At 42.9% G+C, this 26,333-nt stretch carries 28 protein-coding genes; 8 read left to right on the forward strand and 20 right to left on the reverse strand.

Translation table 11 applies throughout. The features are described 5' to 3' along the window. Positions 1 to 184: 184 nt before the first annotated feature. The 6 genes from I592_RS17815 to I592_RS17840 all read right to left on the reverse strand — a co-directional run bounded on the left by I592_RS17815 (position 185) and on the right by I592_RS17840 (position 4,661). Positions 185 to 937 carry a DeoR/GlpR family DNA-binding transcription regulator gene (locus I592_RS17815; protein WP_010779181.1) on the reverse strand — a complete coding sequence of 251 codons (753 nt, stop codon included), beginning with the start codon at positions 935 to 937 and terminating at the stop codon, positions 185 to 187. A 435-nt stretch (positions 938 to 1,372) separates the two neighbouring features. Further along, positions 1,373 to 2,125, reverse strand: coding sequence for a class II aldolase/adducin family protein (locus tag I592_RS17820; RefSeq protein ID WP_010779180.1), 753 nt, complete (start codon positions 2,123 to 2,125; stop codon positions 1,373 to 1,375). Between the two features lie 17 nt (positions 2,126 to 2,142). Next, positions 2,143 to 2,409, reverse strand: coding sequence for a hypothetical protein (locus tag I592_RS17825; protein WP_010779179.1), 267 nt, complete (start codon positions 2,407 to 2,409; stop codon positions 2,143 to 2,145). Between the two features lie 29 nt (positions 2,410 to 2,438). Next, the gene (locus I592_RS17830) at positions 2,439 to 3,830 is read right to left on the reverse strand and encodes a PTS galactitol transporter subunit IIC (protein ID WP_010779178.1); all 1,392 of its coding nucleotides are present in this window, start codon (positions 3,828 to 3,830) and stop codon (positions 2,439 to 2,441) included. A gap of 36 nt (positions 3,831 to 3,866) precedes the next feature. Next, positions 3,867 to 4,166 (reverse strand): PTS sugar transporter subunit IIB, encoded by a 300-nt coding sequence (locus I592_RS17835; protein ID WP_010779177.1) that lies wholly within the window; start codon positions 4,164 to 4,166, stop codon positions 3,867 to 3,869. A 36-nt stretch (positions 4,167 to 4,202) separates the two neighbouring features. After that, positions 4,203 to 4,661, reverse strand: a complete 459-nt coding sequence (locus I592_RS17840; RefSeq protein WP_010779176.1) for a PTS sugar transporter subunit IIA — start codon at positions 4,659 to 4,661, stop codon at positions 4,203 to 4,205. Positions 4,662 to 4,952: 291 nt separating this feature from the next. Here I592_RS17840 and I592_RS17845 point away from each other — a divergent pair, with 291 nt between their 5' ends. Both I592_RS17845 and I592_RS17850 read left to right on the forward strand, forming a co-directional pair. Continuing rightward, positions 4,953 to 5,714, forward strand: coding sequence for a DeoR/GlpR family DNA-binding transcription regulator (locus I592_RS17845; RefSeq protein WP_044926730.1), 762 nt, complete (start codon positions 4,953 to 4,955; stop codon positions 5,712 to 5,714). Then, positions 5,711 to 6,685 (forward strand): 1-phosphofructokinase family hexose kinase, encoded by a 975-nt coding sequence (locus I592_RS17850; RefSeq protein ID WP_010779174.1) that lies wholly within the window; start codon positions 5,711 to 5,713, stop codon positions 6,683 to 6,685. Before I592_RS17845 ends, I592_RS17850 begins: the two co-directional genes overlap by 4 nt. 118 nt (positions 6,686 to 6,803) lie before the next feature. Here the strand turns inward: I592_RS17850 and I592_RS17855 are convergent, their stop codons facing one another. Further along, positions 6,804 to 7,214, reverse strand: a complete 411-nt coding sequence (locus I592_RS17855) for a MoaF-related domain-containing protein (protein ID WP_244265206.1) — start codon at positions 7,212 to 7,214, stop codon at positions 6,804 to 6,806. A 31-nt stretch (positions 7,215 to 7,245) separates the two neighbouring features. Between I592_RS17855 and I592_RS17860 the strand changes: the two genes are divergently transcribed. Further along, positions 7,246 to 7,545, forward strand: coding sequence for a hypothetical protein (locus I592_RS17860; RefSeq protein WP_049944376.1), 300 nt, complete (start codon positions 7,246 to 7,248; stop codon positions 7,543 to 7,545). 45 nt (positions 7,546 to 7,590) lie between these two features. On the opposite strand, the gene I592_RS17865 is transcribed toward I592_RS17860, so the two are convergent. From I592_RS17865 to argF, 3 genes are read right to left on the reverse strand one after another with little or no spacing between them, the layout of a single operon-like run. Continuing rightward, on the reverse strand, positions 7,591 to 8,862 hold the full coding sequence (locus I592_RS17865; RefSeq protein WP_341853253.1) for an APC family permease: 1,272 nt from the start codon (positions 8,860 to 8,862) through the stop codon (positions 7,591 to 7,593). Beyond that, entirely contained in the window at positions 8,808 to 8,966 is a 159-nt protein-coding gene (locus I592_RS22090; protein ID WP_244265207.1) for a hypothetical protein, read from the reverse strand. The genes I592_RS17865 and I592_RS22090 overlap by 55 nt, the downstream gene beginning before the upstream one ends. A gap of 18 nt (positions 8,967 to 8,984) precedes the next feature. Further along, entirely contained in the window at positions 8,985 to 10,037 is a 1,053-nt protein-coding gene (argF, locus tag I592_RS17870) for an ornithine carbamoyltransferase (protein WP_010779171.1), read from the reverse strand. Between the two features lie 88 nt (positions 10,038 to 10,125). Between argF and I592_RS17875 the strand changes: the two genes are divergently transcribed. Further along, entirely contained in the window at positions 10,126 to 10,905 is a 780-nt protein-coding gene (locus I592_RS17875; protein WP_010779170.1) for a MurR/RpiR family transcriptional regulator, read from the forward strand. Positions 10,906 to 10,958: 53 nt separating this feature from the next. On the opposite strand, the gene aguA is transcribed toward I592_RS17875, so the two are convergent. Then, positions 10,959 to 12,053 carry an agmatine deiminase gene (aguA, locus tag I592_RS17880; protein ID WP_010779169.1) on the reverse strand — a complete coding sequence of 365 codons (1,095 nt, stop codon included), beginning with the start codon at positions 12,051 to 12,053 and terminating at the stop codon, positions 10,959 to 10,961. A gap of 312 nt (positions 12,054 to 12,365) precedes the next feature. Between aguA and I592_RS17885 the strand changes: the two genes are divergently transcribed. The 3 genes from I592_RS17885 to I592_RS17895 are packed head-to-tail and all read left to right on the forward strand — an operon-like array spanning position 12,366 to position 14,146. After that, a complete protein-coding gene (locus I592_RS17885) occupies positions 12,366 to 12,986 on the forward strand; it encodes a DUF4367 domain-containing protein (protein ID WP_010779168.1) in 621 nt (206 codons plus the stop codon). Between the two features lie 13 nt (positions 12,987 to 12,999). Then, entirely contained in the window at positions 13,000 to 13,581 is a 582-nt protein-coding gene (locus I592_RS17890; protein ID WP_010779167.1) for an RNA polymerase sigma factor, read from the forward strand. Next, the gene (locus I592_RS17895; RefSeq protein WP_010779166.1) at positions 13,562 to 14,146 is read left to right on the forward strand and encodes a hypothetical protein; all 585 of its coding nucleotides are present in this window, start codon (positions 13,562 to 13,564) and stop codon (positions 14,144 to 14,146) included. Before I592_RS17890 ends, I592_RS17895 begins: the two co-directional genes overlap by 20 nt. 50 nt (positions 14,147 to 14,196) lie before the next feature. On the opposite strand, the gene I592_RS17900 is transcribed toward I592_RS17895, so the two are convergent. From I592_RS17900 to I592_RS17915, 4 genes are all read right to left on the reverse strand, one after another. After that, positions 14,197 to 16,626, reverse strand: coding sequence for a glycyl radical protein (locus tag I592_RS17900; RefSeq protein WP_010779165.1), 2,430 nt, complete (start codon positions 16,624 to 16,626; stop codon positions 14,197 to 14,199). A 144-nt stretch (positions 16,627 to 16,770) separates the two neighbouring features. Beyond that, entirely contained in the window at positions 16,771 to 17,244 is a 474-nt protein-coding gene (locus I592_RS17905; protein ID WP_010779164.1) for a VOC family protein, read from the reverse strand. Positions 17,245 to 17,411: 167 nt separating this feature from the next. Beyond that, positions 17,412 to 17,837: a GNAT family N-acetyltransferase gene (locus I592_RS17910; RefSeq protein WP_010779163.1), complete on the reverse strand. Its 426-nt coding sequence runs from the start codon at positions 17,835 to 17,837 to the stop codon at positions 17,412 to 17,414. Between the two features lie 80 nt (positions 17,838 to 17,917). After that, positions 17,918 to 18,661, reverse strand: coding sequence for a DeoR/GlpR family DNA-binding transcription regulator (locus tag I592_RS17915; protein ID WP_010779162.1), 744 nt, complete (start codon positions 18,659 to 18,661; stop codon positions 17,918 to 17,920). A 156-nt stretch (positions 18,662 to 18,817) separates the two neighbouring features. Here I592_RS17915 and I592_RS17920 point away from each other — a divergent pair, with 156 nt between their 5' ends. Next, positions 18,818 to 19,594 (forward strand): glycyl-radical enzyme activating protein, encoded by a 777-nt coding sequence (locus I592_RS17920; protein WP_010779161.1) that lies wholly within the window; start codon positions 18,818 to 18,820, stop codon positions 19,592 to 19,594. Positions 19,595 to 19,850: 256 nt separating this feature from the next. Here I592_RS17920 and I592_RS17925 read toward each other — a convergent pair whose 3' ends face one another. Genes I592_RS17925 through I592_RS17945 form a run of 5 tightly spaced genes read right to left on the reverse strand, consistent with a single transcriptional unit; the run spans position 19,851 to position 26,333 of the window. Then, positions 19,851 to 20,837, reverse strand: a complete 987-nt coding sequence (locus I592_RS17925) for an aldo/keto reductase (RefSeq protein WP_010779160.1) — start codon at positions 20,835 to 20,837, stop codon at positions 19,851 to 19,853. A gap of 13 nt (positions 20,838 to 20,850) precedes the next feature. After that, the gene (locus I592_RS17930; protein WP_010779159.1) at positions 20,851 to 22,509 is read right to left on the reverse strand and encodes a glycoside hydrolase family 13 protein; all 1,659 of its coding nucleotides are present in this window, start codon (positions 22,507 to 22,509) and stop codon (positions 20,851 to 20,853) included. 3 nt (positions 22,510 to 22,512) lie between these two features. After that, the gene (locus I592_RS17935; RefSeq protein WP_010779158.1) at positions 22,513 to 24,687 is read right to left on the reverse strand and encodes an alpha-galactosidase; all 2,175 of its coding nucleotides are present in this window, start codon (positions 24,685 to 24,687) and stop codon (positions 22,513 to 22,515) included. A 15-nt stretch (positions 24,688 to 24,702) separates the two neighbouring features. Next, positions 24,703 to 25,527, reverse strand: coding sequence for a PTS system mannose/fructose/sorbose family transporter subunit IID (locus I592_RS17940; protein ID WP_010779157.1), 825 nt, complete (start codon positions 25,525 to 25,527; stop codon positions 24,703 to 24,705). Further along, entirely contained in the window at positions 25,524 to 26,333 is an 810-nt protein-coding gene (locus I592_RS17945) for a PTS mannose/fructose/sorbose/N-acetylgalactosamine transporter subunit IIC (RefSeq protein WP_010779156.1), read from the reverse strand. The genes I592_RS17940 and I592_RS17945 overlap by 4 nt, the downstream gene beginning before the upstream one ends.

The following is a 26,333-nucleotide window of genomic DNA, read 5'->3' on the forward strand; positions in this document are numbered from 1 at the left end:
ACAATTTTTGATTCACGAAAAAATCTACCCCTTTATTTTACCTCATATTTTTGCTAAAAATAACTCTATCTTTTTATTGAAAATATTCAAAATGGGTAAATGTTTGTGGAATTCGCTATTTCTGAAGATATAAAAAAACTGAAAGCTCTTTTCAGAGCCTCCAGCTTAGGATTGTTCAACAAACTTAGACAAGGTATTTCTCTTCTTTTTCGATCTTCTCATAATGCTTCTGTTCATCTTTATCTGTGATCACCGCTGTGACATCGTTCAAACTATAATAAACAGAAAAATCCCGTTTACCGATCTTTGAACTATCAATCAATAAGAAACGCTCGATCGAATTATTAAGAGCAATCTGCTGCGTTTGCCCTTCTTCAAAAGTAGAAGTCATGATTTTTTGTTCATTTAACGCATTGCAGCTAAAGAATGCCTTATGGAAATTCATATCATTCAATGATTTATTCGTAATTTCACCAACGAAGCACTGCGTCGTTTCCCGCATCTCGCCGCCCAACAAATACGTTTTTCGGTTGCCCTTATGCTTATTCAGCTCTTCAAACACCGGCAAACAATTCGTAACGATCCGTAACGAATCCGCCGTAATGATTTCCGATAACAGCTCGATCGTTGTGCCCGGCCCAAGAAAAATCGTATCCCCATCATTGATCAACTCATTGGCTTTTTTCACGATCCGCTGCTTTTCCTCTTGCAGCATGATTTGCTTTTCCGTATGAGAAAGCTCTACATGACGATAAAAATCCTTCAGTTTGGCCCCGCCATGAACCCGCTCCAATAGCCCCTGTTTTTCTAATTCATCTAAATCACGCCGCACAGTCATATCAGAAACCGACAATTTTTCCATAATATCGCTGACCCGAACAGTTCCGCTCGTCTCTAATAATGACATGATTGCTTGAAATCGATCCTCTTTTAACATATCAGTGCCTCTTTTCCTACTTAACTTATCGAATTTAAAAAATGTACGATTCGTACCCTACTCGATACCTAATAAAATAATCGGTTTTTCGCTTCCAGTAAGCTTGCTATGAAACCAACCCCATCACTGACTGGAATGGGTAGAAAGAACAACAAAATAGACGAAATCCGCGTTTGTTCTTTGGTGAATGGTTGGAATTTAATCATACCGATTCTTTTATACGTTATTATGCACTATTATAACGAATAAAACCTGATATATCCTTACTAATTTTAGATTCTTTTTTCGTGAATCAATTTCAGAAATCTTTAGAATATCAAGCATGGCAAAAAGAATGGCTCTCAACCTTATATATTAATTTATCAAGGCCAATTAGCAAGGAATTTATCATTAAAAAAAGACCAGAGCTGATAAGCTCTAGTCTCTATTTTAATGTTAATCCCCACCCGCAAATATCTCTTGACGATTGTAGATAGGTGCATGAGCCTTCAAGTCTTCTAATGTGCCAACTTGTTTGCCTTTTGAGTAGTATCCATCCAGTAGGCCTAAGGATTGGAAAATCGTTTGTTTATAGGCAATCTCAGCGTTCCATTCTACTGTATCAAGAATTTGCAGCGCTTTATGAATTGCTTCTATTCCTGTTTCTCCTGGTGCGCTGATCAATACCCCATGACTGTTCAGCAACAACATGTTAGGAAGCGCTAATTCTTCTTTTTTCATATAATTAGAGACTAATTCGGCAAGCTCCGGTGAGCAATTCGGTTCGAAGTCAAGCACTGGCACGTATCCGATTTTTTGTGTAGCTTCTGTTAAATTCGGCATATCTAAACCAGACGTTGCCCAAAACATTGCGTTCGGTGCGTGAGCGTGTAGTACCGCTTTGATTTCAGGATTTGTGTCATAAACCGCTTCATGTAAATTGATTTCCCTCGTTAGATTCCCAACGCCATCAATAACTTTTCGCGTGTGCGGTTCTACGACTAGAATTTGCGCTGATGAAACTTCTCCTAAGTAAGCTTCTGACATCATTGTTGGAGTCATAATTATATATTCTTTTCCATTTCGATCTGTTGTTTTAAATGAAAAGTTTCCCCCAGCAACGTTAGTATTCTTTCGCGCAAAAATTAATTTGACGATACGCGCCAAATCTTCACGCTCTCTCTCAAAAATCATTCGTCCATCTGACATAGTCGAGACCACCTTTTTTATTTTTTAAATAGTTTTTTACTAGTAATTGCTTCTTGTGCAGCATTCCTTACTTGCATCGCTTCTTCATATTTTTTCTTTCTGCGTGCATCATATTCCTTGAAAAGTATTGGATTGCCATATTTATAAACACAGATTGATAGCCCGATAGCGACTATATTGAACACCAGTTGCTGGGTCATGAAGGCTACGATAAAGCTGATGATCGCAAGAAATAAAATGAGTAGCCATTTTGTTTTTTCTTTATTTTCTTCTTTGTTAGTCATTCACTTTACCTACCCTTTCATTCTTCCTGCTATCCGGCGACTTTCATCCCTTTAACCTTTTTATCTGCTAATTCCTCGTACCTTTGGCTAGGAACCTTTGCTTTATTCATGTATTTGTACAACCATACGAACATCGCAATAAAAATGACTGCACCAACAATTCCCAAAATGTTTCCTTTAAACGCTTCTGCAAATAGAATTCTAAACTCTGGCCCTTCAATGGAAGACCATGTAATTTGCTGACCTTTCTTGATCCCTTCGACTGCCCCAGTTTTATCTGCCAAACCAGTTAGGATTGGTGTCAAATAAGTGGCAGCATAAAGATAGATCGGCATAGAGATAACACCCATGATCAGCATTCTGACAAGATTACCACCCGTTAACAGTAAGCCTCCTACGGCGATCGAGTAGTTGATAATCCCTGCTAAAGGCAATACAGCGTTTCCAGGTAAGATAATCGCATAACCAATAAAGACAGGAACTAAAAGAATGGCGGTCACCCAAATTTCAGAACGACCTGCAAGAACCGGCCAGTCTAATCCGATGTATACTTCACGATCTTTGAAACGTTTTTTCATCATTTCAGACATAGCATCTGCTAATGGAGAAAGAGATTGCATAAACATTTTCGAGATCATTGGGAACAATGCCATAGCAGTCGCGATTTGAATCGCCAAATTCAACGAGCCCGATACCCCATACGCTGCGGCCAATCCAAGACCCAAGCCAATGATAAAGCCCATGACTGAATTCTCTGAGAAAACACCGATTTTTTTCTTCAATGCCTTTGTATCTGAACGTTTATTGAAGAATGGTATCTTGTCCATAACCACATTGATCGGCAACAGTAATACTGCGGAAATATTCATCAAGTGCGTAACCGTTACCAAAGGAATGCCCGTTAAATCTTCGATATGACGTTGGAACATATCGCCCATTTTTAATTCTAAAATAACTTGAACGATCGCTGTTGCGAACCCCGCCAACAAACTACCGCTGATAAAGTAAACCAGGTATGCCGTCAAGGCTTTTCCCCAAACATTCCACATATCGACATTCAATGTCTTGGTCCAATTCAAAATCAACATGACAAAATTCACGCCAAGTACAACTGCGAAGAAAACAAACGCATAGGACCAAGACCACGTGATGCTGGCCGCGCCCGTCCAGCCTAGATCCAACGCGGGTAAATTGAGTCCAGTATTTTTCGCTAATGCTTCAGATGCGGGACTTACCGCATTGGACATGAACCCAATGACCATTGACATACCCGTAAAAGCGATACCTAAAGTAATCGCGGACATAAATGCTTTTTTGACTCTCATTCCAGCAATTAACCCTAAAAGCAAAATAATTAATGGAACAAAGATAGCTGAACCTAACCCTAAAATATAATTAATAATGTCCTGAAATATTTGCACGTTTTCCACTTCTTTCTTAATTCGTATTTTTATTTCCTATTCAACTAATGATTTAATATCTTCATAAATCTGATCGGAACCCATTCCTGTTAAAAATGGAATTCCTGGGAAGACCTTCACACCCAGTTCTTCTGCCTTCTCCAGCACTTCCTCATCAGGTTGAGCCACATAAACATAGATTCCTGTAGAGGGCAGCTCATTTTGAATCGATTTGTAGTCCACTGCTTCTACCGGGAAATCAATCCCATCATCCTCCAATAATCCGGCAATCTTACTAGCGATCGTTTGGCTGGTGGCCACGCCGCTTCCACATGCAACAATTAATCTTCTTTTCATTCTAATTCCCTCCGTCTTCTATCCATTCATTTTTAGTTAAATATTTTGTACAAACATTTGGTAAATTTTCTCTTCTTCTTGTTCCTGCATGAATGCTGCAACAAATTCTTCTTTCATAAATAATTCCATAAACGCTTGAAGTAATCCCACCTGCCCTTTAGGATCTTTGATACCAAGGAAAAATAAGTTTTTTACCCCCATTTTCTGGCTGTCTCCCATTTGTTTAACAGTTACCTCATCTTTTAACCTGGCTATGTAAACAAACGGTTTGTCTACATACTCCGGATCAGAATGCGGCAACGCAATGTTCAGATGCTGAGTAATCAGCCCTGTAGGAAATTGTCTTTCTCTTGCAGTAATTCCATTCAAGTACCCTTCATTCACAAATCCCAATTTCTCTAAATGTGCCGCAACATTCTCGAAAACTTTTTCCTCATTCTCTCCCTCTATTTCAAGAGAAATTAGCCGTTGATCAAACATCTCTTTGTAACACACGAACGCTTCACTCCTTCTCAACATACGTTGAAATATTTTGTTATTGTTTGTTAAGATGTGTTTTACAATGTAAATATACAACGCTAAAAAACGTTTGTCAACGCTTTCTTTTCTTTTTATTTTTGTTAAACAAAGCCTTTCATTAAATACAATTATTTTTATTAACAAAGTTTAACATATGTGAACATCTTATCCTTGCTTTTTCTCTGCTTAAATGCTATTAATTAATGTATAGACATGGCCGTTAGACTTACGGTCTATTGTAAGAGCTTACTTATACGGGGTGATTTTATGTTAAAAAAGGAACGGCAAGAAAAAATATTGGATTTGTTGCAGATGAATGACTACCTGTCCATTCCGGAAATATCTTCAAATTTAAACGTCTCCGACATGACTATTCGGAGAGATATCAACGAACTCGCAGAACAATCTTTATTAGTAAAAATTTATGGCGGTGCACAAAAATTAGAGAAAATTGAGCAAGAACTTTCTACTCAGGAAAAAATAGACACAAATGTATCAGAGAAAAAATTTATTGGAAAAGTCATGAATAGTATCATTTCAGACAATGACACGATTTATATCGGTGCGGGGACAACGATGCTGCATGCATTGCCCGAAATAAAAAAAGCAAACTTATTTGTGATTACAAATAGTTTGCTGGCATTTAATTATTTGATTTATAACACGGATTATCGCGTGCTATTGTCGGGGGGCGAATTTTCTCGTACGACGGAGGAATTTTATGGTGAAATTGCGGAAAAAAGCTTCGACAATTTAAACATTGATATTGCCTTTGCTGCGACAAATGGAGTCTTTGATAACAATGTAACTACAGCAAATCCCATCGAAGGTTCCATTCAGCGGGTTGCCTTTAAGCACTCTCGAAAAAAATGTGTCGTAGCAGACAGTTCAAAATTTAATCGATCTGATGTTTATACCTTCTATTCGTTATCTGACGTAGATTATTTAGTTACCGATGATAAGCTGTCAGATACGACGTTTGACTACTACCGTTCATTTACAGAAATCATCAAGGAGGAACAAGAATGATTTTGACAATTACTCTAAATCCGTCCATGGATTACAATTATCTTGTTTCTTCATTGATCTTGGACCAAGTGAACCGTGTAGAAAATCCTCATACTTCTATTGGAGGAAAAGGCATCAATGCTGGCAGAGTCATTGCTCAGTCCGGTGAAAGCGTGGTATTGACAGGTATTCTGGGAGGTCCTGTTGGAAAAATGATTTTAGATACCTTGAATGCTGAAAATCGCTACCACTTAGAATTTCTTTCTGTAGAAGGCAATTCTCGAAATGCGATCACTATCATGCACGATGGGAATACGCACACCGAATTGGTGGAAAAAGGACTTTACCTTTCCAAAGAAAATGAGGCGCTCTTTTTTCAGCACGTTGCTCATCTTTTAAAAAAATACAAGATAGATACGATATGCATTTCCGGCTCAGTTAATTCAGACGATGCGAAATTCCATCTCCATTTATTAGACTTTATTCGTTCGATTGTTGGAAAAAGCTTCCCAATCTTGATGGATATTTCTGGTGAACAGTTGGAAAATGTTTTAGTGCAACAATCCGTTCGTCCGACTTTTATCAAACCAAATACACATGAATTAGAAGAATTAGTAGGCAGAAAAATACAGACACCTGAAGAGATTGTGGTTCTTTTGCATGAGCCTCTTTTCGATAACATCGAAACGATTATGATCTCTCAAGGTGGTGATGGTGCGATCGTTAAGCATGAATCAACAGTTTATGATGTAAGAATTCCAAAAGTCGATATTGTCAATACCACTGGTTGTGGCGATTCTACAGTTGGCGGCATGGCTTTTGCCATCAGCAACGGCTATTCGATTGAGGATGCCATCAGGTATGCGATGGCATGCGGAATTTCTAATTCACTATTTGAAACGAATGGAACCATTAGCACTGAGCAAGTAAATCAGTTCTTCAAAGAAATTAAACTAGTAGAAATCGAAGAATTACTCCTAAAAAATAGCTAAATCCAGACTAAATACACCTATCTTGCTATCAGGGATCGGTGTATTTTTTTACCACGAGCCACTTCGCCACTAAAAAATCCGATCATCTGGATGAATGATCGGATTTGATATTATAGTTTTAGTTTTGCAGCGGTGCCAGATCGGGTTCGCCATTTTCTAAAATCAACTGAAAAGGTCCTTCATGAACAAACGGTCTTCGTCCGCCACGATACGTCTCATCCGTGAAGATCATGAAGCTTTTCACGTAATGATTCGACGTATCCACAGTATAAGAAACACATAACCCGTCCTCTTCCACCCAATCAATTGAAAAAATCCCACCCGGATATTCTTCAACGTGAATCGTTTCGATAGCCGTCGCCCCTGCATCTTCTTCGCGAATCGAGGTCCAACGCAACTGATTTTCTGGTAAAAAGTCGATTCGAAATTGCAATCCAGAATCGAAATGTATTGTTGCGATCCTGTCTTCTAATTTATGTTTTTTCATGTACCCACCTGCTTTCTTTGTTTGCTTTTCTACTTTAAGCATACAGGTTTCAGGGGTAAATTGCACCGCTAAAATGAACCGTTTTCAACACCAGCTATTCCGCAGATTGTCAAATGGACAACCGATCAGTCCTCATATCACAGAAAGTATGTTTCCGCAAAACTATGCACTGTCATTAACGGATCTGCATTACATCTTTCAAAAGAGTCATCTGCTGAAGGATCCCCGTGCAACGGATTTATTGGAATTGATCAACGAGAAAAGGACCCAGACAGGCGGCTGGAAAATAGACTATCTCTATAAATACAACGGTTATCTCCCATTTGACACGCGCAGAAAAGACTCGGAATGGCCGGCCTATCTCTACAAATAAAACCCTATAGAAATCAGCTAAGCACGCTGATTTCTATAGGGTTATTTATTCACTTAGTTCTGCTTCTCTCAAGGAGCGTTCTTTGATAGATTTATCGATCAGCCATTCTCCGACGGCAACCGCTAAGCCTACCCCCACTACTAAGAACAAGACATAGGAAACAGGATTTTCTCCTTCTGGCGGTAAAAAGAAGAAGATCGTGCTAAAGGCAAAGAAGACAAATTGCACGCCTGCGACTAATTTCCCTACCCCATCGCCGCCAGGAATTCGGAAGGGACGTTCGATTGTCGGATCTTTTTTCCGCAGCGTAATAAACGCAAAAGACAATATGATATAGGGCAGGAAGAAAATGATCGAAGTAAAGGAAAGCAAGGTCCAGAATAAGTTGGCATTGCTGGAGGCGATCAGGCCGTAAAAGACAAGCAACCCAGTCGAAGACAGCCCCAGCAGGATCGCTGAACCGATGGGCGCGTGTACCTTATTGGTTTTCGCAAAGATTTTTGGCAGCTCTCCTTCGAGTCCTGCCTCCAACGCTGCTTTATTTCCACCTAATGCCCAACTGAAAATATAGCCTAGGAATGCGATGAAAGAAATGATCGCTACTCCGACCATCACTTGGGTACCGAACACTTCCCCAAAGGCCGTGAACAACCCGGAGTCTGGATCAATTTGATCGACGGGCAAAATGATCAACATCGCGACAGCTGCGATGATATATAGAATGATCGTACAGATACCGCTAGAAAATACCGCTTTGGGTACATTCTTGCTGGGATTTTCCATTTCGCCGGCAGAGCAGCTAATCAAGTCGTACCCCGTCAACGCATATACGTACACCGGAACCAACGAAAAGAAGCTCAAATCAAAGCTGGGAATGATGGCTTTCAGTGAAAACTCTGTTTGCGATCCTTTCGAAGTGAGCGTCATGACGGCACCAACGATCAACGCAAGACAAGCGATCAATTTGCAGATCGTGCTAAGCATCGTTAACCACTTGGCATCTTGCAAATCGATACAGTTGAAGGCTACGATAAACCATGTACACACGATACAGAAAACGACCATGCCCCACACAGACAAATTCGGGAAGAACAGCATTTGCAGGATCGAACCCATGACTACTAAGGTCGACGGGATAAAACCCGCCACATTGATCCAGTACCACCACGTCGTCCGCGCCGCCCATCGATCCCCGTAGGCACGCTTGATCCAAACATAGATCCCGCCTTGATCCGGATACGTGGAGCCAAGCTCTGCGCAGATCAGACCATGGAAAGGAAGAACGTAACGCCGAGAACAATAAAACAGAAAATCAATGACGGTCCCATCGACGCTTGCGAAGCGATCAATTCAAGAGAAAAAACCGCGGCAAACGAGAGTGACACAATATCGATAAAGCCAAGCTTTTTTACATTTTCCATAATAGGTCGGTCCCCTTTCTAGCTTAATCTTTGGTCCAGAAATGCCCGCATCTTTCCTTCATAATAGCTTTTCGTCTGATCATTTGCCCGCTTTAGCCGCGGATACAAGTACCATGCCAGCAAGCCTCTTTGAACATGGAGACGATTTTCGGCCTCTTGGAAAACCAGTGAACGAGTGGGATGATCCAAGACCTCGCTGGTGATCTCCACCTCGCGATTTGCCGGCAAGCAGTGCAGCGCTTTGCAGTGATCCGGTGCGATATTCAGCATCTCCATATTCAATTGATAGCGCGGATAAAAAGCTGCTGTGCGTTCTTCTTTTTCGTCCTCATACCCATAATAATACCAAACATCAGGGATAATAAAGTCTGCCTGTTTTACAGCTTCTTCAACCTCTTCAGTCACCGTCAGCGTCCCGCCAGTCAGCGCCATTTTCTTATTGACCTTGTCGATCTCTGCTTGACTGATGGTGTATTTCTTCGGCGAAGCGATCGTATACTTAAGACCTAATGATGCAGCCAAATGGGCGTGCTCCATTGCCATGATCCCGTTTTCCCCAGAATCTCCCACAAAGACGATCTGGCTGTCCTCTAAAGTCTTTCCCTCCGGAAGGTGCTCCATCATCGTCAACACATCCGCCAACCCCTGCGTAGGGTGAATGTAATAGGTCATAGCATTGAAGACGGGGACCGTTGCGTGTTCTGCTAAATTCAGTACCAGCTCGTGTTCTTCCGTCCGCAGCATGATCCCATCACACATACTGGACAAAACTTTTGCCGTGTCTTTGATGGCTTCATGAGAGCCAAAATGGATCTCTCCGGGTTTCAAATACAGGCCGTGTCCGCCTAATTCTGCCATGGCCGTTTCAAAGGATACCCGCGTCCGTGTCGAAGGCTCTTCAAAAATCATTGCCAGCGTCACCCCCTTCAGCAATTGTGGAATGGCATTTTGATGGGCCGCTTCTTTTAATTGGACGATCGTACTTAATATGTCTTGGATCTCCTCTTTCGATAACTCATAATTGTCAATAAAATGCTTCGTCGGATAATTTTTTACATGTGATACTTTCATTTTTTCTAGACCTCCAGTTCGTCAAATTCCATCGATGTCTCATCGGAAATTAGGTTATAATAAAGAAATAGGAAAGCAGGTGGTTTTAGTGACAGAAACGAAAAACTTTTATAGCGCAGCCAATCAGCACCTCACACAGTTGAATGAATCAGAGAAGCGGATTTTTAACTACGTGTTGAAAAATTTTGACGAAGCCAAGCACCACAGCATCCGTCAGTTGGCAAAAAAATGTTACGTCTCTTCAGCAACCATCTTCCGCTTTACTAAAAAGCTGGGTTTTGAGGGGTACAGTGATTTCATCGACAGCTTGCTGCATGCGCCTCAAGCACCGCAAACGATCCCCCATTCTGTAAAACAAAAGGATTACAAAGAAGAATATTTAAAAAATATCATGGAATCCATCCGCGTCGTAGACCAGGAGCGAATGGAGACCTTCAATCAATTACTCGATAACGACCCGGTCATTTATCTGATGGGAGAAGAATTAGACTTGCAAGCCTTGCGCTATGTCGATTGGCTTTTTACCGCTCAGGGCTTTCACTCCGTCCTTTTATCAGATCAGGCCTCGATCCGACATGCCCTTCATCACATCCGGGATCAGGATATCCTGTTTGTTTTTGCCTACAATGGCGACAGTCCGGCAGTCATCGAGACGATTGAATTAGTCAAACAGGCGTCACAAGCCACGGTGGTTTCTTTTACCCGTGCAGTCACCAATGTAGTGCAGAATCTATGCGATCTCGATTTTTACATTTTTACAGATGAGATCATTTATGACAGCCTTGATATGACCTCACGCGTCTCTATGATCGCGATCGTCGAACTGATCCTCTATAAAAGATTGAAAAAATCTCTTACAACTGAATGACCCGTCTGCTCACTGTTGTTAGTGCCAAGTTATAAGGCATTGGCAGCAGTTTTTTATCCCTTCGGCTGTTGCTGAGTGATACAGTGAATATTGCCGCCGCCATAAACGACCTGTCTTGTTTGCACGCCCACGATTTCATGATCTGGGAACATTTCTTGCAACTGTTCGAGTGCCAACGCATCATTTTTGTCCCCGTATTGCGGTGCGATAATTGCCCCATTCGTGATCAAAAAGTTCATGTACGAAGTAATGCAAATATCATCGGCGTGTCTCGGAATACTTCCTGCCACCGTGTCGACTTCGTATTCTGCCCCATACGTTACAGGATCGATCGTGGTACAAAGCTTGTGGACCTTTAACTTACGTCCCTTCGCGTCCGTTTGACTGCTTAAATAGTCATAGGTTTCCTTCGCGACAGTGTAAAATGGATGGGTTTCATCCTCTGTATAAATACACGCTGCCTCACCGGGTCGTACAAAACAGGCCACGTCATCGATGTGTCCGTTGGTTTCTTCGGGATCGATACCGTCTTTGACCCAAAGCACTTTTTCAACATTTAAGTAATCCTTCAGCATCTCTTCGATTTCCTCTTTACTCATATGAGGATTTCGCCCCTCCGATAACAGGCACATTTCCGTGACCATCACCGTCCCCTCACCATCCACATGAATCGAGCCGCCTTCTAAAACAAAATCAGGTGTATGATACGTATCGACTCCTTCGATCTCGCAGACTTTTTGCGCTAGTTTCTGATCCTCCGCCCAAGGGAAATACAGCCCGTCCACCAAGCCGCCCCACGCATTGAAATCCCAATCCACTGCGCGAACATCGCCCTTATCATTGACCACAAATGTCGGTCCGCAATCCCGCATCCAAGCATCGTCATTTGCGACCTCTACCACCCGAATATTCTCTGGTAAGGTATTGCGGCAGTTTTCGTATTGTCTCGCTGATACACACATCGTCACCGGGGTAAACCTACTAACGGCTTTCGCCACATCCGTAAAGGCTTTTTGCGCATCGGTGCCCCCATGCTGCCAATTATCCGGCCGCTCCGGCCAAATCATCCATATTTGTTTGTGCGGCTCAAATTCCCCCGGCATTCGGAAGCCATCTTTCTTTGGGGTCGATGCAAGTCTTTTTGCCATTTTTAACACACTCCTTTTATTTTTAGCATCACGAATGGATGCTTTTTTGCTGTTTCATCGTCAGGCGAGCACTCAATCTTTGGATCAAGATTTATGTAAGCGCTTCTATTTTATGATTTTACCTTAGCATTCCCTCCTTTCCTTCGTCTATACACTCACGTGTGAATGTATCGATGAAACGTTTATTGGAGCGTGTTTCGTAAAATGAAACGCTTTTGTAACACTTAAACGAAAAAAATCCTTCTCGCTGCAACATCTCCTCCCTTTCGATTGTATATAGAGTGAACCCGTAAATGGAGGAGGAAAACACCAATGAAATCATGGATGGTTCTATTTATCTGTCTAACAGGACTAAGCATTTCCAGCGGAAAGGAAATCTTCGCTTCACCCCAAGTACAAGAGAGCGCTACAGGCCGATTCACTCGTTATTTTGACTATGACATGAACTATTTCAACGAATTTGCAAAAACAGGAAGAATCCCCCGCTCGAACATTCCGAAGAAAAAATCAGTCGGGCTGCCCGCCCCGCTGATCGAAATGAAAACAAAAAAAGAATTGGACGCACGCATGGGGTACCCAGGGAAAATGCCCGCGCAACTCCCGCCACACTTCTTGCCAAAAAAAATGTATTATTATTATAATGACAAGAAGCCCCTTTTAGCAGAGCGTACCTACGAGAATGAGAATGGCAAAAAGATAGTCCTTCGTTATTCAAAATCGCTAAAGGGAAAAGCACTTAGCGGCAACTACGAAGCGACGGAAAGTAGAAAAAGCCTTCATGTTGATCGTTTGACCGCTTCCCTCATCCAGTTAGATACAGGCAGCCTGCTCTGCTGGAGTGAGAAGAATGTGAATTACTGTTTGAATTTTGAGTCAAAAATAACTGCGCCTGCAGCAAAGGAAATACTCAGCTTATTTAATTCGGGGATCTAAAGGAGGCTCAATGATGGCATCTGAGGTTTTATCAAGAGAACATCCGATTGTTGGATTTTTTAAAGAACTCTTCGCTTTTTTGAATCCAGCGAAAGAAAAACAAGAAAGTGAAAAGGAAACTGATTTTTATTATTTGGATCGCTACGGAGATCACCTGCTTCGTTTGGCAATGTCTTATGTCCATAATCAAAGTGATGCAGAGGACATCGTTCAAGAAACAATGATCCAACTGATCCGAAAAGCACCCGAATTCGAGAACGAGGAACACGAGAAAGCTTGGCTCTATCGTGTGACGATCAATCTTTCGAAGAATCGGTTAAAAGCCAATGGGCGACGACGCTTCGAACCGTTGCCAGAAACCCTTACGGAAGAGACACCCGAAGATTTTGGGTACTTATGGGAAGCCGTTGCACAACTACCGGAAATCCAACGCTCAGCTTTGCACTTCTTTTATTACGAAGGCTTTTCTACCAAAGAGATCGCGCAGCTGCTGGAGATGAAGGAAAGTACCCTGCGTTCTCATCTTCATCGCGGAAGAAACCAACTGGAACAACTCTTGAAAGGAGAGGCACCTGATGAAACAAACCTATCATGAATTAATGGATCATTTCTCTCTTTCAACAGAGAAGCGACAGGAAATTGCACGCGCGATGGAAAAAGAACGGCGGAAGCAGGAACAACCAGAGCCTACGTGGCGCGCCTTTTTCCAACGGCCAAAAGTCCTGGCTCTTTGCTTCGCTGCCCTGATTTTGATTGTTTTTGGTGTCTCTCAGCTTCATACGCCGCAGCCCCCTGTCACGTTGCCGAATCCGGTCCAAGATTATCAAAGCTTCGCCGAGCTGAAAAAAGAGACGCCCTTTCCTCTAAATGCACCAATGAACGCAGGCGAAGCGGAGGAATACATGCTGATCAGCGGAGAAATCGCGGAAATTCATTATTCGGATCAATTGACTTACCGTGCCGGAAAAACAAAAGACGATGTCCTAGGCGGTGTAGAGCAAGGCCTTACCACAGAAAAAAATGGCCGCTTCACCCTGTTCAAACAAAAAGAACACTACAAAGGCATTCTTTTCCGAGAAAAGGAGATCTACTACTTCCTATACTCGGAGGAGGGCAAATCAGAAGAAGAATGGCTCGTACTTGCCCGCAGCATCAATTAAATAAACCAATAAAAAAAGGAGAATCGCGAGGATTCTCCTTTTTTGTTGATTTATAGTACATGTTCGGTTCGTTCAATAATGTCATCTTGTGTCGCTTTGGATAACACATTGAAGAAGGCAGAATAGCCGGCGACTCGAACGATCAAATCGCGGTGTTTCTCTGGATGTTTCTGTGCATCGATCAAGGTTTCTCTTGAAACGACATTGTATTGAATATGATAGCCGTGCAGCTTATTGAAGAACGCCCGCAGCAGCATGATCAGCTTCTGCTTGTCCTCTTCTTGGGCTAACGTTTGCGGATTGACCTTTTGATTCAATAACACACCGCCCAAAATATCTTCGGTGCTTAATTTTGATACGGATTTCAATACTGCTGTCGGTCCATTTTTATCCATATTATGCGACGGAGAACAACCTTCCGCCAGTGGTACCCACGCATTTCGTCCATCTGGTGTCGCCATCGTTGCCCGGCCTTGACCCACATTTGCCGAGATCGAAGACGTCCCTGAATAACGAATCCCCCCGATCGGTCCGCGACCATATCGGGTATTCGGATATTTGGCGATTTCGTCGATGTAACTGTCATAAGCTTCTGTGATGAGCTGGTCAACAGAATCATCGTCATTCCCGTATTTCGGCACATCATTTAAAATCATTTGCTGGATCTCTTGGCTGCGCTCGCTAGCATAATCCGTCATCAACGCTTCCCACAATTCGTCTGTAGAAACCTTTTCCTGTTCAAAAACCAATTGTTTGATCGCTGCTAAGGAGTCTGCGGTGTTGGCGATGCCTACCTGCAACCCCGAAATAAAATCATAGACCGCGCCGCCCTCTTTCAAGGTTTTCCCGCGACCGATGCAATCTTCGGTCAATGCCGAACACAAAATATCGGGAACATCGCGCTCCAAACCAAGGTCGATGGCATTTTCCACGATTACGCTCATGCGAGTCAATTCCCGCACGGTTTTATCCCAGGCTTCCTGTAACTCACCATAAGATTTCATGTCTTTGAAATGCCCATACCCTTTGACGAAACGCTTGCCAGATACTGGATCGATGCCGTCATTCATAGCTATCATCAGAATTTTAGGGAAGTTCATGTAGCTCATCCCCGTACAACGATAGCCCCATTTTCCCGGTACCGCGGTTTCCACACACCCGATCGCGCTGTAATCATAGGCATCCTCTTCCGTCACGCCCACTTTCATGAAGGATGGAATAATGATCTCATCATTATTGAAGGCCGGCATCCCGAAACCAAGCTTCATCACTTCGATGCATTCATTCATGAAACGATTGTCCAACCCAGCATGGTAACGCACCGTCAAATTCGGCTGCGGCAATTTCGTCTGCGCGACACTCCGTAGCACTAAATAGGACAACTCATTCACTGCATCCTTCTTATCGCGGGTTTGACCGCCGATCGTCACGTTTTGATACAACGGACTCCCGGCACTGCTGAAGGTATGCGCCTGACTGCGAACCTTATTGACCGTCAACGTCTTGATCCAAAGATTGGTCAAAAGCTCCACCGCTTTGTCCTTTGTGATGGCACCCTTTTCTAAATCCGCCTTTAAATAAGGATACATGTATTGATCGAAGCGGCCATACGACAATGAATGCCCGTTAGATTCGATTTGTAACAATAATTGGATAAACCATGTTGCTTGGATCGCTTCTTGGAAAGTCTCCGCCGGCTCATACGGAACTTTGCTGCAGATTCGACTGATTTCCAACAATTCAGCACGTCGCTGCGGAGTTGCGGTTTCCGCTTTTTCCTTCGCGAGAGCCGAGAAACGTTCCGCAAACGTTTTCACCGCATCGATCATGATCAAAACGGCTTTGTAAAACTGATACTTATCCAAGCTTTCTGGAATCGTCAAATCAAGTGCCGCTTTCTCCTTCAGCGTCCGTTCTTTATAGCCCTTTAACCCCACTCGCAGCATCTGACCATAATCCACCGCTAAATGGGCATCACCCGAATTCAGCTTGCCTTCCATCCCGAAAAAGCCAGTCTCCATAAAGACACTCACTTCATCTGGCAGTAACGCCCAGCCCTTCGCACGTAAATTGTTGTTTTCCCAGAATGGCGCAATTGAACGCAGATCCTCTTTGGTTTTTTCCGTAATATAGAAAACATCACCATCTCGTTTCTCAAAAAGATCCAGTTCGTTTAGCACAAATTCCATCGTGTATTCCGGGAAGATCGGTGCATCCCGATTTGAAGACGCCTGATTTCCGACGATCAACGTATCCTCTTCAATATAAATCGACATCTTTTCCAAAATATTTTGCAGCATCAATGCCCGCTTCACGGTACTTGGCTGATTCAAATGCGCCTTATAGGCTTCTGTTACCAATAATGCACGTTCTGCATCAATATAAGGCTTTTTCGTCAAAACAGATTCGCGGAAATGATTCATCCGATTGGTTAATTTGCCAAAATACGGTGCATTTGCTTCTTTTGTTTGGATACTCATAATTACATCCTCCATTTTCATACGTAACTATATTTATCTTCTTTCGCAACTATCATAGCATGTGAAGAGAAATACAGTCAATAGAAATTCAAACGATTTCAAAGTAAAAAAAGATACTGCACGGATGTGCACTATCTCAAGTTTTTACAGCTGATCCAGTGTGCTTTTGATGTATCGCGGCTCCACTCCTGTTCGGTCCGCCGTTTCGTCAATTGTCAGCCCAGAATCAATGAAGCGTTTGACCACCATCGCAATAGCTTCCGCCACCTCGATAATATGTCTGTCCAAATCATAGAAGCGCACTGCCCGTTGCCCCCAGCTATGCTCCACGACTGGATGGAGGTATTCAATATCGGACCGATTCTCTAACAATTTAATGAAGTCATCCATGTCATCAACTTCAAAATACAGCTCGCTGGCATTATTCTCAAGAGTGATCTCGTCTTCCTTCTTATGAATAAATTCAGCCCATGTATCGACTGTCTGCAGAAATAGCCCGCCAGTCAATTGAACATGAACACCCGCATCCACCATCACTTCTAAACCTAAAACAGTCTGATAAAAATCCTTCGCTTTTTCAATATCCTGGACTGCAACTAAGCTCCCCTTATAAGTCATTCATTCTTACCTCCGTATACACTTTTCATCCATTATAGCGATTTCAAATAAATTCGGATACTTATAATTTCAACTGCTTTACATTGTGTGAAACAGATTACAGCAGATGATCATCGTCTACTATATAGTGTTGAAGAAGAGAGAAGCTCCCCTGTTCAGAAAAATCACTACTTGACTGCAATCCTTTTAAGCAGAAACAACTCCATTGGCTGCTGATACTCTGGAACAGTGATTAGTAAGCTGCCCGCATCCTGATACCCTAACTTACGATAAAAATGCTGTGCCTCTTCGTCTACTTGAGTCGATGTCAGCAGCATTTTGTGTCCACGCTGCTGCATCTCCTTTTCCCAGAATCCCATCATTGCCTTGCCATAGCCTGATCGTTGCTTCCCTTCCCTTACATAGAGCATCGTACAAAAAGGATGCTCGTCCCAAAAAAGATTGTACCTCAGCAATCCGACTGGCTCGTCATTTATCAACAAAATATAGCCCATTTTATCCCGAACCTTTTGCATGAATTGGTCTTTTGATAAATACTGATCTAGTGAGACCCAAAATGCGTAATCACTTTCTTGAACATGGCGAATTTCCATCCATATCCGCTCCTCTCCGTTTCCTCTACTATAGCATTTGATCGCACAAAAAAATCAGCCAGATTATCCTGGCTGATTCGTTATACCGTAAAAACGTCAATGTTCTCTTTTTCGAGAAAATTCAACGCTTCTTTTTTTATCTTTCTATCCGTAAACACTTGACTGATCTCGCTAAAGGCAAATTCTGAGACCACACCATTTTGTGAAAACTTGCTGGAGTCCGTCAGAACGATCGTCTGTTCCGCCGCCGTCGCCAGCATTCGTGTCGTGTCACAGCGGGTGATATCACTGCCGGTGAACCCTCGCCGTTTGTCGAAGCCATCGATCCCTACGAATAGCTTATCGACATAAAATTCATTGATGACCTGTTTGACTAAGGGACCAACATTGACTTGGGATTCTTTTTGATATTCGCCGCCGATCAAAATAACCTTGACTGTTTCGGCCTTACGAACATAAGAGGCAATAAAACAGGAATTCGTTATGATCGTGATGTCATTGCGGTTGAATGCCAATTCCTCCGCTAACAACGCGCAAGTCGAACCGGATTCGATCATGATCACTTCCCCATCGGCTACGATTTTACTGGCTTCCAACGCGATCTTACGTTTTAGATCGTAATTTTGTGCCAATCGGTAATTGATATCGTCCATGTTATTCAGCAAGGCGTAGCCATGTTGGCGATGCAGCAATCCTCGGCTCTCCAGCTTATCTAAATCTTTCCTTATCGTTACTTTCGAAACATTCAATCGTTCGGAAAGCTCGTTGACTTCAATTTTCTTTTTCTTGCTGACGATCGCAAGAATCTCTTCTTCTCTTGACATACACGTTCTCCATCTCTGTTCAGTCGTTTGTTTCAGACTATCATATTTTCCAGATAGGAACAACTTTTCCTGACTTTTTAGTTACGAACGTAACAATTATTATTTACGTTGATAATAAGATGTGCTACACTCAATCTGAACAAAGGAGGCTTTCTGATGAAAGATCAAGCGTGCATTTTCAATATTCAAAAATTTAGTATCCATGATGGACCCGGCATTCGTACGGTGGTTTTTTTCAAAGGGTGCCCGTTACGTTGCTACTGGTGCTCAAATCCTGAGTCGCAAAATGGAAACCCCGAGCAGATGTGGGATACTCAAAAGAATCAACACACGATGGTAGGCGAATACAAATCAATGGATGAGATCATCCATGAAGTGATGAAGGATGAAGCCTTCTATGAAGAATCCGATGGCGGCGTCACCTTGTCCGGCGGTGAAGTCCTCTATCAGGCAGAATTTGCGACCGAACTTTTGCGTCAACTGAAAGCAAAAGGCATTCATACGGCCAGCGAAACGACCGGTTTTTCAAAGGCTGAAACCTTCAATAAGTTTATCGAACAAGTCGATCTGTTGTATTTTGATGTAAAACATCACGACGAGGCGCAGCATAAAGCAGGTACCGGCGTCTCACTGAAACCCATCTTGAAAAATCTAGCAATCGCGATCGAGCAAAAGCAAAAGCTCGTCGTGCGGATTCCGGTAATTCCTCATTATAACGATGGACCAGCCAACGCGAAAGCATTTGCCAAGCTATTCAATCAAATGAATATCACTAAAGTTGAACTCCTACCTTTCCATCAATTCGGTGAGAAAAAATACGCGTCGCTGGATCGTGAATATGAAATGCAGGATATTCCACAGCTTCATACCGAGGACTTGACTTATTTTAAAGAGATTTTGGAGGAAAACAACATTCAATGCAAGGTACACTAAACGAAGAAAGGTAAGTATTTTTAAGGCGACTACTGACCGTTCAAAAATGTGTTCATTGTTTTTAATTCAAACCAAAGCGATTTATTCGATGATCGGTGGATTTTCGAACACAAAAAAAACGATTGATCACAGCTCTTGCTGATCAATCGTTTTTCTATTGCTTCTTTTTCGACTATGAGGAAAATTTCTGTTAAAACTTCCACAAAGCTATCGTTAGCCCTAAACGTAACGACCTCCAAAAGTTAGTGTTTCAACTTTAGCTTAAAATTTGGTCTATTTCCTTCAATTCTTCGTCCGAAAAATGTAGTTGGTTCAAGCTGCGTAAGTTATCCTCTAGCTGCTCCATTCGGCTCGCGCCAATAATGACGCTGGAAATACACGGCAAACGCAAGTTCCAGGCTAATGACAGTTGTGCTAAGGTCTGTCCTCTTTTTTGAGCCAGTTTATTCAATTGTTTTACCTTTTCAATCGTTTGCGTTACTTTTTCTTCAGTTAAGAAGGGATTATCCGATTGACTCGCTCTAGAATCTGCTGGAATACCGTTCAAATAACGATTTGTCAATAAGCCCTGTGCCAAAGGACTGTAGGCGATCGCACCTAACTTTTTCTCATCAAGTACAAGAACTAAGTCTTCTTCGATTTGGCGCTCGAATAGATTGTATTTTGACTGATTCACAATGAAGGGTGTCTTTAATTCCTTAAAAATCTGACCGATCTTTTTTGTTTGTTCGGCTTCATAATTCGAAATACCGATATACAACGCTTTTCCTGCACGAATCAGTTGATCCAGCGCCAGGGCTGTCTCCTCTAATGGCGTGTCCGGATCTGGACGATGATGATAAAAAATATCGAAGTATTCCAAGCCGCAGCGCATCAAGCTTTGATCGCAACTAGCAATAATACTTTTCCGTGATCCCCATTCTCCATAGGGACCCTCCCACATGTAAAAGCCGGCTTTAGAAGAAACGATGAGTTGATCACGATAGTTGCTTAACTCTTCTTTAAAAATCCGGCCAAAATTCCGTTCGGCTGAACCTGCAGGGGGGCCATAATTATTCGCTAAATCAAAATGAGTGATTCCCCGATCAAAGGCGCCGAGAATCAGCTTTTTTTGATTTTCTGCCTGCGCATTGTCGCCAAAATTGTTCCACAGTCCTAATGAAAGGGCTGGAAGCTTCAAACCTGAGTTGCCAACACGACGATACTTCATCGTTTCATAACGTTTCGGTGCTGCTTTATACATGATAGGTTCTCCTTTAAACAGTTTGAATGATCAGTGACTCATAAGGGGCTAGGGCAGCAGTCAACTTTTCCCGTTCTGCGTAATTTTTCAACACGATGGTACTACCTGACAGGTCGAGCGCTTTGGGAAACTGTTGTTCCGTTTCAGACATATTGGCAATGACGATCCAAGTTTTTGCCTTCCAATTCCGCTTATAAACGAACAGCTTCGAATCCTCTTCGTAGAGCAATTCAAATTCCCCTTCAGTAAGGATCTCTTCCGTATGCCTTAATTCGATCAGCTTCTGATAATAGCTGAAAACTGATTTCTCACTTTTCTGATCCAACGCCGCATTTACTTCTGGATAATTAGGATTGATTTTGAACCAAGGCTCAACTTTACTAAAGCCAGCGTAGTCGCTATCCTCCCATTGCATCGGCGTCCGGGCATTGTCCCGCGAGATTTTATGAACGGCAGCTAAAAATTCAGATTTGCTCATCGTTTTTTGCTGTTCCACATAAAAGTGGTAGTTTCCCCGCAGCTCAATGTCCTCATACTCATCCAACTCAAAAGCAGGATTGGTCATCCCGATCTCCTCTCCTTGAAAAATGAACGGCGTTCCCTGAAGCCCATGCAAAATAGTCGCAAAAGCCGTCGCGCACTCATACCGATATTCCGCATCATTGCCCCAGCGTGAAATAACACGGGCGCGATCATGATTTTCAAAATATAACGCATTCCAGCCTTTTCCTCGCAACTCCTTCTGCCAAGCCGCCAGAATTCTTTTCAGCTCTGGCAGATCCATGGGCTTCAATGCCCAACGTCCATTGACATTGCCTTTTTTGCGATCCACATGCATATGTTCAAAAGTAAAGATCATGTCCAGCTCTTCTCTTTTTGGATCGACAAGCAAATGGGCATCCGTCGATTTTGCGGCGGGAGATTCCCCGACACTCATCATGTCAAATGGCTTTAGCACTTCTTGGTTCATTTCATGGATGAACTCATGCATTCGTGGGCCATTCTGCTGATTCTCCGTAGTAAAATCCCGTGGGTTGTCTGGAAAATCCAAATCTTTTGAGATCGAGGTGACCACATCCATGCGCCAACCATCGACTCCTTTTGACTTCCAGAAACGCATCATGTCATAAATATATTCTCGGACGACTGGATTTTCCCAATTCAAATCAGGCTGTTCCTTCGCATAATAATGAAGATAATACTGTTGACGAGTTTCGTCCCAGCTCCAAGCCGAGCCGCCGAAGCTTGAGCCCCAGTTGTTGGGTGCTGAGCCATCCGCCTTGGCATCCCGCCAGATATAGAAATCACTAAAAAAATTGTCCGCTGATTTGCGGCTTTCTTGAAACCAAAGACAGCGATCAGAGGTATGATTTGCCACAAAATCCATGACGATCTTCATGTCAAAATCATGTGCCTCTTGAATCAATTGATACATTTCTTGATTCGTACCGAACATTGGATCGATCTGGCGATAGTCTGCCACGTCGTATCCGTTGTCGATTTGCGGCGATAAATAGATGGGACTGATCCATAAGGCATCGATTCCTAATTTTTTTAAATAAGGCAATTTCTCTCGAATCCCATTTATATCTCCGATTCCATCATTGTTTGTATCCTTGAAGCTCTTCGGATAAATTTGATAGAAGACTGCTTTTTTCCACCATTCACTCATTGATCATTCCTCCACCTTTTCCAATACCCATTGCTGGCTAAAATAATCTTCTTTTACGCTATCGATCACCAAACCAAAGGCCATCAATTCATCGCCATATCGTTTGTCTCCGTTAGGCAATATATAACAATCCTCTGCTTTTAGCCCTACTAATTTTAAACGCTTTGACGCCAAGTTCGGTCTTGCCTGTACTTGAACATAGGACACAACGACCTGTGACTCATGGAGGTATTGCCACGCTTTTCCATTTTGTTTTTCAGGAGAACACAAGCGGTAGAGTGTTCCTAATTGAATGGTCCGACGAATTTCTTTGTAGCGCTCAATTTGTGTTTTGATCGCCGATTGTTCCACAGCGGATAATTTTGACAAGTCCAGTTCATACCCAAAATTCCCCTGCATCGCCACGATCCCGCGGGTTTGAAGCGGAGTGACTCTCCCAATCTGATGATTTGGAACTTGCGAAACATGACAGCCCATAGTGATCGGTGGATAAATCAAACTCGTTCCTTCCTGAATACTTAACCGTTCGATGGCATCCGTGTCATCACTAGCCCACGACTGCGGCATGTAATACAACATCCCAGGATCATTTCTTCCTCCGCCTCCAGCACAATTTTCAAATAGAACCTTCGAAAATTTCTCAGTCAGCGTTCCGACGATTCGATACAGCCCTAAAATATAACGATGATAAAATTCTTTCTGCTGATCTGGTGCTAAGGCGTTCGATCCTGCCTCTGTAATGCTTCGATTCCAATCCCATTTCACATAATCGATCGGATGCGTTTGCAGGAGTGTCGTCATTGTCTCGATCAAATAATCTTGAACATCCTCATTGGCTAGATCTAGTACCCACTGCCCACGAGAATAGGATTTCAATCGTCCTGGGACCGCCACACACCATTCAGGATGCCTGCGAAACAACTCGCTGTCCTCCGAGACCATTTCCGGCTCGACCCAAATACCAAAGTCTAATCCGATCGCCTTGATCTTGCTGATAAACGAAGAAAGGCCGTTTGGAAATTTTTGTTTATTTACGAACCAATCCCCTAAGGAACTAGACGTGTCATTGCGCTTTCCGAACCAGCCGTCATCCAATACGAACAGCTCCACTCCGAGTTCCTTCGAAGATTGAGCTAACTTCAATAATTCGGTTTCTTTCAAGTCAAAATAGCTGGCTTCCCAACTGTTGACCAGCACTGGGCGCTCCTCTTGTGCAAACTGCGGCGCCAATAAATGCTTTTGATAACACGCGTGGTATTTATGCGTCAGCTCCTGCAAGCCGTGCTCGCTGAAGACCAATACCGCCTCCGGTGTAGTAAAGACCGTTTCAGATTCCAAGTTCCAACCAAATGTCGCCGAGTTGATCCCGATCTGCATTCTTACAGCCTCCTGCTGGTCCACATCAACCGTCGCTTCAAAATTCCCGCTGTACACCAGATTCATACTGTAAATTTTCCCACTCGTTTCATTCGTTCCTTTTTCAACGAGTGAAATAAAAGGATTGTGCTCATGACTGCTCCCGCCGCGTAAACTCTCGATTCGATAATTCAACTGGCTCAAAGCCGTTCTTTGGATGCCCGTTTCACAGGCCCAGCGCCCGCTAAGGTGCAAAAGCTCGAAATCGGTAGACGGCAACTCCACACACGCACTGTTCAATTGATCGATAGTGATGCGATCGTCACCAAAATTTTCTAGCTCTGTATGACGGGTGATCACATCTGACTCCTCATACAACGTATAAAACAGACGCATCTTCACTTTTTGATAATCATCGACTAAATGAAGGACCAATGTCTGGCTTTCTTCACTCGCCCGAAGACTCGGCAACTCTTTCACTCTCGGTTTTTCCGTAAGAATCTCATAGGAAGCATAGCGAAAATCGCTGATGGCGGTCCCATTCTGGTAGGTTAATTGAAACGCGGGTTTTCTTAGATCACTGTTGCCAAAAGCGGGGTATTCTTGCGGAAGACGTTCCAATTTATACTCTTTAAGATGATCGGTATCTGCTAAATAACTCGCTCGTTTGATCTCTTTCAATAAATAATCAGGGAAGCGCTTAGTTAAGCGGCTTCCCCAATAAAGATGAAAAAGATGATTTTGTTCGTTCTTTTGAATGAGATAACTCGTTTTTTTCCCTTGAAGATGAAAAATCCCAGTCCGTTCATCAAAGCAAATCATATTTTTTCGTCCCTTCTATGCAATGCCTAAAGCGGAAATGATGATGCCCAAAACAATGATCCCCAACATCAGCATCGTAATGCTGACTTTTTTCTTCAATAAGTAATAACACAACAACGTCAATAAGATCGGCACGATCCCTACAAAGATCTGATCCAGCATCTCTTGCAGTTTCATAACCGTTTCGCCTTGCATATCGAAGGAAAGCTTCGTTTGGAAAACGACCATTGAACTTGTCATGGCACCTACCATCATCAAACCGACCATGCTGGCACCTTTCGTTAAAATACCGATCAAGCCTTCAGAATACAACCTCTCGATATATTTTGACCCTAATGAGTAGCCTAAGAAGGCTCCGTAATATCTCGTTAGCCATTGCGGAATATTGAAGAGTGCTAAGAAAACTAGTGGCGCTAGAACGTTCCCGCTAGTGGCCAAACCGACAGCGATACCGGCAGAGATGACCCGCCATACACCCCAGAAAATCGAATCACCGATCCCTGCTAATGGACCCATCAAACTTGTTTTTACCGCATTGATCGATGCGACATCGAAGTTTTCCTTCTCCGCATTCTCCTTCTCCATCGAAGCGGCGATCCCCATGATGAAAGAGACCATCGGAACCGTTGTATTAAAGTAAGACATATGGCGGACCAGTGCTTCTTTTCTTTGCCCTTCTTCTTTATAAAAGGCATTGATGAAGGGCATCATTGAATAGCAAAAACCGTTGGCCCCCTGCTTTGCCGGATTCACAGATATATACAATGTTTGCGAACGCCAAAACATCTGACGAACCAATTTTTTCTCTTCTTTGGTCAAATCGTTCCCTATCTTGCTCATGCGAAAAAGTCCTCCTCTTCTTGATCGACATTGCTGGCTGTTTGAACTGCTGCGGCCGGCTTCATTTTTTCCAATTTATTCAATTGATAGTCTCTTTGCGCAATCAATACTGCGACGATGAATGCAATCACTGCGACTGCTACTAACGGCAGCTTCAGATAAGCAACTAAAACAAATCCCAAGAAAAAGAACACAGCGATCTTGTTTTCCCAAAGCATTCGCAGCAGCATCGCCATCCCGACTGCAGGCAATAGATTCCCTGCTACAGATAATCCATTCATGATCACCTCAGGAATCATATTCAATGCCGCCTGAACGGCATTTGCTCCAAACAACATCGCGAAAAAGGGAATCAGTGAATACGCGAAGAACCAGATTGCCCAAACCCCAAAATGTAAATAAGTGAATTGCTTTTGTTTTCCTTCTGCTGCCAAACGATCAAAAACAGGGGCCATCGATCCGCTAAATAAAATATAGATCGCTAGTTTGATCTGCTGCCCTAAAATCCCGATCGGTAACGCCAACGCAATTGCCGCGTCAACTCCGCCTCCCAGCTTGATGGCAAATCCCGTCGCTAAAGCAGTAGCCAAGCCGGGTTCTGCTGCTGAAGCGCCGCCAATATTGATAACTCCCATAAAAATTGTTTCAAGTGCTGCTCCGATCTTAAGCCCCGTCTGCACATCACCCATTAACAAGCCTAAGAATGGGCCAACGACGATCGGTCGAAATAATAGCGAAAACCCAATTAATTCGTGTCCACCGACACAAAGAAATACAACTAACCCAACTAAAAACGCATCCAACAT

It is taken from the genome of Enterococcus gilvus ATCC BAA-350, from assembly GCF_000407545.1.
In the GTDB taxonomy this organism is placed as follows: domain Bacteria; phylum Bacillota; class Bacilli; order Lactobacillales; family Enterococcaceae; genus Enterococcus_A; species Enterococcus_A gilvus.

Excerpts from the sequence above, each read along its gene's own strand:
- I592_RS17900 (WP_010779165.1), bottom strand. The coding sequence starts at position 16,626 with ATGAGTATCCAAACAAAAGAAGCAAATGCACCGTATTTTGGCAAATTA.
- I592_RS17935 (WP_010779158.1), bottom strand. The coding sequence starts at position 24,687 with ATGATTTGCTTTGATGAACGGACTGGGATTTTTCATCTTCAAGGGAAA.
- I592_RS17850 (WP_010779174.1), top strand. The coding sequence starts at position 5,711 with ATGATTTTGACAATTACTCTAAATCCGTCCATGGATTACAATTATCTT.
- I592_RS17845 (WP_044926730.1), top strand. The coding sequence starts at position 4,953 with ATGTTAAAAAAGGAACGGCAAGAAAAAATATTGGATTTGTTGCAGATG.
- I592_RS17925 (WP_010779160.1), bottom strand. The coding sequence starts at position 20,837 with ATGTATAAAGCAGCACCGAAACGTTATGAAACGATGAAGTATCGTCGT.
- I592_RS17915 (WP_010779162.1), bottom strand. The coding sequence starts at position 18,661 with ATGTCAAGAGAAGAAGAGATTCTTGCGATCGTCAGCAAGAAAAAGAAA.
- I592_RS17940 (WP_010779157.1), bottom strand. The coding sequence starts at position 25,527 with ATGAGCAAGATAGGGAACGATTTGACCAAAGAAGAGAAAAAATTGGTT.
- I592_RS17905 (WP_010779164.1), bottom strand. The coding sequence starts at position 17,244 with ATGACTTATAAGGGGAGCTTAGTTGCAGTCCAGGATATTGAAAAAGCG.
- I592_RS17820 (WP_010779180.1), bottom strand. The coding sequence starts at position 2,125 with ATGTCAGATGGACGAATGATTTTTGAGAGAGAGCGTGAAGATTTGGCG.
- I592_RS17945 (WP_010779156.1), bottom strand. The coding sequence starts at position 26,333 with ATGTTGGATGCGTTTTTAGTTGGGTTAGTTGTATTTCTTTGTGTCGGT.
- I592_RS17855 (WP_244265206.1), bottom strand. The coding sequence starts at position 7,214 with ATGCTTAAAGTAGAAAAGCAAACAAAGAAAGCAGGTGGGTACATGAAA.
- I592_RS17825 (WP_010779179.1), bottom strand. The coding sequence starts at position 2,409 with ATGACTAACAAAGAAGAAAATAAAGAAAAAACAAAATGGCTACTCATT.
- I592_RS17815 (WP_010779181.1), bottom strand. The coding sequence starts at position 937 with ATGTTAAAAGAGGATCGATTTCAAGCAATCATGTCATTATTAGAGACG.
- argF (WP_010779171.1), bottom strand. The coding sequence starts at position 10,037 with ATGAAAGTATCACATGTAAAAAATTATCCGACGAAGCATTTTATTGAC.
- I592_RS17835 (WP_010779177.1), bottom strand. The coding sequence starts at position 4,166 with ATGAAAAGAAGATTAATTGTTGCATGTGGAAGCGGCGTGGCCACCAGC.
- I592_RS17885 (WP_010779168.1), top strand. The coding sequence starts at position 12,366 with ATGAAATCATGGATGGTTCTATTTATCTGTCTAACAGGACTAAGCATT.
- I592_RS17860 (WP_049944376.1), top strand. The coding sequence starts at position 7,246 with ATGAACCGTTTTCAACACCAGCTATTCCGCAGATTGTCAAATGGACAA.
- I592_RS17920 (WP_010779161.1), top strand. The coding sequence starts at position 18,818 with ATGAAAGATCAAGCGTGCATTTTCAATATTCAAAAATTTAGTATCCAT.
- aguA (WP_010779169.1), bottom strand. The coding sequence starts at position 12,053 with ATGGCAAAAAGACTTGCATCGACCCCAAAGAAAGATGGCTTCCGAATG.
- I592_RS17895 (WP_010779166.1), top strand. The coding sequence starts at position 13,562 with ATGAAACAAACCTATCATGAATTAATGGATCATTTCTCTCTTTCAACA.
- I592_RS22090 (WP_244265207.1), bottom strand. The coding sequence starts at position 8,966 with ATGGAAAATGTAAAAAAGCTTGGCTTTATCGATATTGTGTCACTCTCG.
- I592_RS17910 (WP_010779163.1), bottom strand. The coding sequence starts at position 17,837 with ATGGAAATTCGCCATGTTCAAGAAAGTGATTACGCATTTTGGGTCTCA.
- I592_RS17930 (WP_010779159.1), bottom strand. The coding sequence starts at position 22,509 with ATGAGTGAATGGTGGAAAAAAGCAGTCTTCTATCAAATTTATCCGAAG.
- I592_RS17890 (WP_010779167.1), top strand. The coding sequence starts at position 13,000 with ATGGCATCTGAGGTTTTATCAAGAGAACATCCGATTGTTGGATTTTTT.